6 protein-coding genes are annotated in these 5,807 nt (G+C 70.8%); 2 read left to right on the top strand and 4 right to left on the bottom strand.

The annotated features are described in order from the left end of the window. Window positions 1–117: 117 nt before the first annotated feature. Window positions 118–2,025 (bottom strand): ricin-type beta-trefoil lectin domain protein, encoded by a 1,908-nt coding sequence (locus tag AB0C29_RS30335; RefSeq protein ID WP_360827227.1) that lies wholly within the window; start codon window positions 2,023–2,025, stop codon window positions 118–120. 122 nt (window positions 2,026–2,147) lie between these two features. Then, window positions 2,148–3,149 (bottom strand): LacI family DNA-binding transcriptional regulator, encoded by a 1,002-nt coding sequence (locus AB0C29_RS30330; RefSeq protein WP_360827224.1) that lies wholly within the window; start codon window positions 3,147–3,149, stop codon window positions 2,148–2,150. A 165-nt stretch (window positions 3,150–3,314) separates the two neighbouring features. Here AB0C29_RS30330 and AB0C29_RS30325 point away from each other — a divergent pair, with 165 nt between their 5' ends. Then, window positions 3,315–4,253, top strand: a complete 939-nt coding sequence (locus AB0C29_RS30325; RefSeq protein ID WP_360827221.1) for a DUF808 domain-containing protein — start codon at window positions 3,315–3,317, stop codon at window positions 4,251–4,253. Between the two features lie 45 nt (window positions 4,254–4,298). Here the strand turns inward: AB0C29_RS30325 and AB0C29_RS30320 are convergent, their stop codons facing one another. Next, a complete protein-coding gene (locus AB0C29_RS30320; protein WP_360827218.1) occupies window positions 4,299–4,769 on the bottom strand; it encodes a nuclear transport factor 2 family protein in 471 nt (156 codons plus the stop codon). Window positions 4,770–4,876: 107 nt separating this feature from the next. Between AB0C29_RS30320 and AB0C29_RS30315 the strand changes: the two genes are divergently transcribed. Beyond that, on the top strand, window positions 4,877–5,527 hold the full coding sequence (locus AB0C29_RS30315) for a TetR/AcrR family transcriptional regulator (RefSeq protein WP_360827215.1): 651 nt from the start codon (window positions 4,877–4,879) through the stop codon (window positions 5,525–5,527). A 12-nt stretch (window positions 5,528–5,539) separates the two neighbouring features. On the opposite strand, the gene AB0C29_RS30310 is transcribed toward AB0C29_RS30315, so the two are convergent. Then, the gene (locus tag AB0C29_RS30310) at window positions 5,540–5,668 is read right to left on the bottom strand and encodes a hypothetical protein (protein WP_360827212.1); all 129 of its coding nucleotides are present in this window, start codon (window positions 5,666–5,668) and stop codon (window positions 5,540–5,542) included. Between the last annotated feature and the right edge of the window lie 139 nt (window positions 5,669–5,807).

Below are 5,807 nucleotides of genomic sequence, written 5' to 3'. Positions count from 1 at the left end.
ACGAGGCGCACGTCGCCGCCGTCCAGGCCCGGGAGCTCAGCGGGCTCCGGCCCGCTCCCCGCCGCAGTCGGGCTGCGGCGGGTCACGGGCCGGAGACGGTTTTGGCAAGCTGACCTGTCAGGCCCGGGTCCACTTCTGGTTGGCGGTGCCGGCGCAGTCCCAGAGCTGGAGCTGCGATCCGTTCGCCGTGCCGTTGTTCACCACGTCGACGCAGCGGTTGGCCGCCGTATTGACCAGGTCTCCCCCGGCGCCGAGGGTGAAGCGCTGCGCATTGGTGCCGTTGCAGGTGTAGAGCTGGATCGCCGTTCCGTTCGCGGTCCCGGCGGCGGCCGCGTCCATGCACTTGCCCAGTGCGCGGACCGTGCCGTCGCCACTGACCGTCCACTGCTGCGCGGCGCTGCCGTTGCAGTCGTAGACCTGCAACCGGGCGCCATCGACCGGGTTCGCCCCGGGCACGTCCACGCACCGTCCACTGAGGTCGGATCGCAACGCGGCGGTCGTCCCGGTGGGCGGCGTGGCGTTCGCGTCGGCCCAGACGTACGTGCCCACCGTCTTCGCGGGCAGGGTGCCGGTGAACTGCTGCGTGCCGGCGCGCACGGTGAAGGTCTGGTTGGCGGTGCTGCGGTTCACCACAACCGTGACGAGGCTGCCGTCCGGGTTCAGGAACGCGACGTTCGTGACAGTGCCCGCCGAGCCGTTGTTGGTGTCGACGCGCTTGGCGCCGCGCTGGATGAACTTGGAGAACTGGGCGGTCAGGTAGTACTCCGGCAGCGCCCAGACGGTGTCCGGGGCGGACGGGTTCTGCACCAGCATGGTGGGGTCCGGTGCGCCGGTCCACTTCTCCGGGGCCCGGTTCTGGTCCAGCATCGTCACCCAGTTCTGGTACATGACGGACTGGTTGCGCAAGTAGTCGACGATGCGGTTCGCTCCGGTCGTACCCCAGACAGCCCGCTCGGTCATCGCCACGTCCTTGCCCGGATAGCCGGCTTTGACCTGGCCCATCAGGGCCGGCTCGCCGGCGTAGTCGTGGAAGGCCAGCCCGTCGACGGCGTTGAACGCGTCGCTCGGACTGCCCGGGCTGCCCAGCACTCCGGCGATGTACGACGGCCCCTCCGCGAAGTTGTGGTCGAAGGCCCAGATCTTCGTGCCGCCGACGCCGTTGCCGGTGAACTCGGCGCGCATGGCCACGGCGAGCCGGCGTTCCTGGTCCGCCGAGATGAGCGTGCCGGGGTAGTCCGGCGGCGAGTACAGCGGCTCGTTCTGCAGCGTCACGGCGTGGATCGGCAGGCCCTGCGCGGCGTACGCCTGCACCGCCCGCCGGTAGTAGGCCGCCAGGGTGGGCACGTGCTGGTCGAGCAGGTTGCCGCCGATCAGGCTGTTGTTGGCCTTCATCCAGGCCGGCGGGCTCCACACGCTCGCGAAGATCAGCAGGTTCGGGTTGATCTGCCGGGCCTGCTTCAGCACGTTGATGATGCCGTAGTCGAGGTCCTTCTGGATCGAGAAGCGCGACAGCGACGGATCGGCGGCGCCGTCGTCGTAGGTGTAGAAGGCCCGGCTGGTGAAGTCGCTGGTGCCGAAGGTGATCCGGGCGACGTTGAAACCCGCGCCGGTGCTCGGATCGAGCAGCAGGCGCAGGGTTCGCTCGCGGGCGGTGGCGCTCATCCGGGACAGGTTGTAGATGGTCGACTCCTCCAGTGAGGAGCCGAAGCCCAGGACGCTCTGGTACTGCCGGCCTGTGTTCGCGGTGATCGTCGCCGCGCCGCCCGCCGCCACGATCGGCACGTCCGGCTGCCGCGACAACCGGTACGGCGTACCGGCCAGCCCCGTCGCCGGGTCGGCGTACCAGTTCGCGTTCACCGGCTCGAAGCCGGCGGTCCGCGATTCGGAACTCCAGTAGACCTGCACCGACGTGGCGGCCGACGCCTCGCCGCCGATGGCGACGGCACCGGCGAGGCCGACGAGCGCGGTCACGGCGACGGCGGCAACCCGCGACCGCGACCGGCGGCCGGGGACAGATGGGATCACACGAACTCCTTCCAGGGGTACGGGGCTTGCGTAACGGATACGAAACATCGTTACAGGCATCCGTGTCAATGCGTGCCCTGGCGTCCCTGTGGGAGAGCGTGTAACAAGCGTCAGTTGTTACATCAGCGGAGCGGCGCCACGGTGGAGCCCCGGACCACCAGGTCGGTGGCGAGCTCGACGTGCCGGGCGTCCAGGTCGTGCCGCTGGATCATCCGGATCAGCATCGTCACGGCCATCCGGCCCAGCTCGGCCAGCGGCTGGCGCACCGTGGTGAGCATCGGGTCCGTGGCCTGGCTGACCGTGGTGTCGTCGAACCCCGCGATGGACAGCTCGTCCGGGACGCGCAGGCCCCGTTCGCGCGCCGCCCGCAGGGCCCCGACCGCGATCTTGTCGTTGAAGCCGACCACCGCGGTCGGGCGTTCCGGCTGGTCGAGCAGGGCGCAGGCGGCGTCGTAACCCTGCTCGACGGTGGGCTCGTCGACGAAACGCAGCAGGTCGGGCGACGGGAGGACGCCGACGTCGGCGAGGGCGGCCACGTACCCGGTCATCCGGGCGTCGGTGACCAGCCAGTCCCGCGGGCCGGCGACGATGCCGATCCGCCGGTGCCCCAGCTGGACCAGGTGGGACATCACGTTGCGGGCGCCGGTCGTGTGGGCCGCGGACACCGCGACGATGTCGCGGGGCGGCGGCGTGCGCGGGTCCAGCACCACGAAGGCGAACCCGCGATCGCGGAGCCGTTCCAGCTCCGGGCCCGACTCGGGCGGCAGGATCAGGATCCCGCCGCCGACGCTCTGGCGGCCGGGCAGGACGGACAAAGCGCTGCTGCCGCGCGCTGCCTTGCCGGCATTGAGAATGGCGGTCATGCCGTGCAATTCCACGGTTTCCACGACCGACGACACCATCGGCCCGAAATACTCGTCGAGAAGGTACGGGCAGCGAATGTAGATGGCCCCCGGATCGGCGCGGAGCCGCTGCCCCTGCCCGCCCAGCCGGCCCACGGCCTCGAGCACGACCTCACGGGTGCGCGGTGCGACATTGGCCTGGCCGTTGAGCACCCGCGACACCGTGGCGATGGAAAGTCCGGTGTCGGCGGCCACCTCCCGCACCGTTGCATGCTGTCGCAAGAAGAAACCTTTTCACCGGCTGTCCCAGACCCGCCGATGATAGCGCTTACCGGCGCCGGGGAATGGGCGGTCGCCGATGGGTGGGGCCGGTCGCCGCGCCCCGGGCCGCGGCGTGGGCGAGAATGTGCGGACACGCTCGCTGCTCAGCTTCGGAAGGAACCTCTCTTGGCCGGTGGACTCGTAGCCCTGCTGGACGACGTGGCGGTGCTGGCCCGCGCCGCCGCCGCGTCCATCGATGACGTCGGGGCGGCCGCCGCGAAGGCCGGCGCCAAGGCCGCGGGCGTCGTCATCGACGACGCCGCCGTCACGCCGCAGTACGTGCGGAGCCTGGCGGCCGAGCGTGAGCTGCCGATCATCAAGCGCATCGCGCTGGGCTCGCTGCGCAACAAGTTCCTGATCATCCTGCCCGCGGTGCTGCTGCTCAGTCAGTTCGTGCCGTGGCTGCTCACCCCGATCCTCATGCTCGGCGGCGCGTACCTGTGTTACGAGGGCGCCGAGAAGGTCTGGGCCAAGATCGCCCACCACGAGGCCCACGGCGCGGGCGACGAGGCCGCCCCGGACGAGAAGACCCTGGTGTCCGGGGCGGTGCGCACCGACCTGATCCTGTCGGCGGAGATCATGGTGATCACCCTCAACGAGGTGATCGACGAGCCGTTCTGGTCCCGCCTGGCGATCCTGGCCGTCGTCGCGGTCGTGATGACCGTCCTGGTGTACGGCGCGGTCGCCCTGATCGTGAAGATGGACGACGCCGGGCTGCGCCTGTCGGAGCGGTCCGGAGCCCTCGCGACGTTCGGCCGCGGCCTGGTGCGGGCGATGCCCCTGGTGCTGACCGGGCTGACCGTGCTCGGCACCGCCGCGATGCTGTGGGTCGGCGGGCACATCCTGCTGGTGGGCACGGACGAACTCGGCCTGCACTGGCTGTACTCGGCCGTGCACCACGTGGAGGAGGCCGCCCACGACGCCGCGGGTGTGCTGGGCGGACTCGTCGGCTGGCTCGTCAACACGGTGTTCAGCGCGATCCTCGGACTGATCGTCGGCGCACTGATCGTGGCGGTCATGACCTTCGCGGTCCACCGCCGCAAGGCCGCCACAGCCACGCACTGACACTTCCTCCCCGGCGACCGCCGAGCTGTCCGGCTCGGCGGTCGCTCATTTCCGTACGTCGTCACCGGCCTCCCACAGCGGCAGGCGGAACGTGGCGTAGGTGAACTTGCCGCTGATGCGCCCGTCGGCGTCGAAATGGAAGACGTCCAGGCCGTGCCACTGCACCCGGCCGCCGTAGCGGGCGCGGGCGAACCAGCGCAGCATCGGCATGGCCCGCCGCCCGTGGGCACCGGTGAGGTCCAGCCGGCACACCCACCGGATCGTGGCCCGGCGGCGCGGCTCGTCGATCACCCGGTCGTAGACGTCGAAGGTCATCGCGCCGAAGCGGCCGGCGAACTGCGGAGCGAACTCCGCGCGGATGGCGGCCAGGCCGCGGCGCTCGGGCTTCTTGCCGGGCAGGTACGTGGCGTCCTCGGCGAAGAACGACATGACCAGGTCGAGGTCGGGATCGGGCTCGTTGAAGGCGGCCACGAACGCGTCGATGGTCCGGGCGAGGTCCGCCCCGGCGGTGGTCACGAAATGCTCCGATCAGGTTGGTCGATGGATCGGTGCCGGACGCTAACAGAACACCGTATCTTTAACAAGAGAACGCCGTTCTGGTAGTTCTCGGTTAGATTCCTGGCATGCAGGCGCCATTCCAGCGGGCCCGCCGCCCGGACCAGAAGGACCAGCGGCGGGAGGCGATCCTCGGCACCGCCGCCGAGCTGGCGCGACAGTCGGGGGTCGCCTGGGTCAGCCTCGGCGACATCGCCACGGCGGTCGGGCTGGCCAAGTCCAATGTGCTGCGCTATTTCGGGACCCGCGAGGAGATCTACCTGCGGCTCACGATGCAGGAGGGCTCGGACTGGGCGGCCGCCGCGAGCGCGGCGCTGCGGGGAGCGGAGGGTGCCACCGCTGCGGCAGCGGCTCTGGCGGACGCGTACGTCGACCGGCCGCTGTACTGCGACCTGACCACGCACGTGGAGACGATGCTGGAACACAACGTGACCGTGGCCGTCCTGCGGGAGTACAAGTTGTGGGCCATCGGCACGTACATGCAGGTCGGCCGGCTTGTCGCCGGCGCGTGCCCGCCGATGGCGCCCACCGACGGGGCCGCCATGGTCATGGCCGCCAGCGCCTTCGTCACCAAGCTGTTCCCGCTCACCCGGCCCCCGCAGGCCCTGCGGGAGCTCTACGAACGCGAGCCCGAGATCGGCGCCGTGTTCCCACCTTTCCGGCCCACGCTCACCCGCATGGTCGCCGCCACCGCCGCAGGTCTTACGGGGGCCGCCTGACCCAGGCCGGCATCAGCGGGCCGGTGGCATCTTCCGGGGCGGACCAGGCCGGACGAGCACCCCCAGCAGCGCCTCCATCGCCTGCGGGTGGCGCGCCGCCGCAGCCCGGGCCCGCGGCAGCCGGGTGGACACCAGGGCCATGCCGGTCACCGTACGGAAGGACGATCACCCTCACGTCCTCCACACGTGCGCCCCGGCTACCACGGCGGTGGTAGCCCCGCGAGGGCACGGGCGATCCACGAATGACTGACGCGGCCGCCGCGCGGGGCGACACGCCTGC

It is taken from the genome of Actinoplanes sp. NPDC048791, from assembly GCF_040650095.1.
Lineage (GTDB): Bacteria > Actinomycetota > Actinomycetes > Mycobacteriales > Micromonosporaceae > Actinoplanes.
The sequence above is the reverse complement of the archived record's forward strand: the minus strand, read 5'-3'. Positions and strand labels throughout refer to the sequence as shown.

What these genes read in the sequence shown, in the direction of transcription:
- AB0C29_RS30315 (WP_360827215.1), top strand. Translation starts at nt 4,877, where the DNA reads ATGCAGGCGCCATTCCAGCGGGCCCGCCGCCCGGACCAGAAGGACCAG.
- AB0C29_RS30310 (WP_360827212.1), bottom strand. Translation starts at nt 5,668, where the DNA reads ATGGCCCTGGTGTCCACCCGGCTGCCGCGGGCCCGGGCTGCGGCGGCG.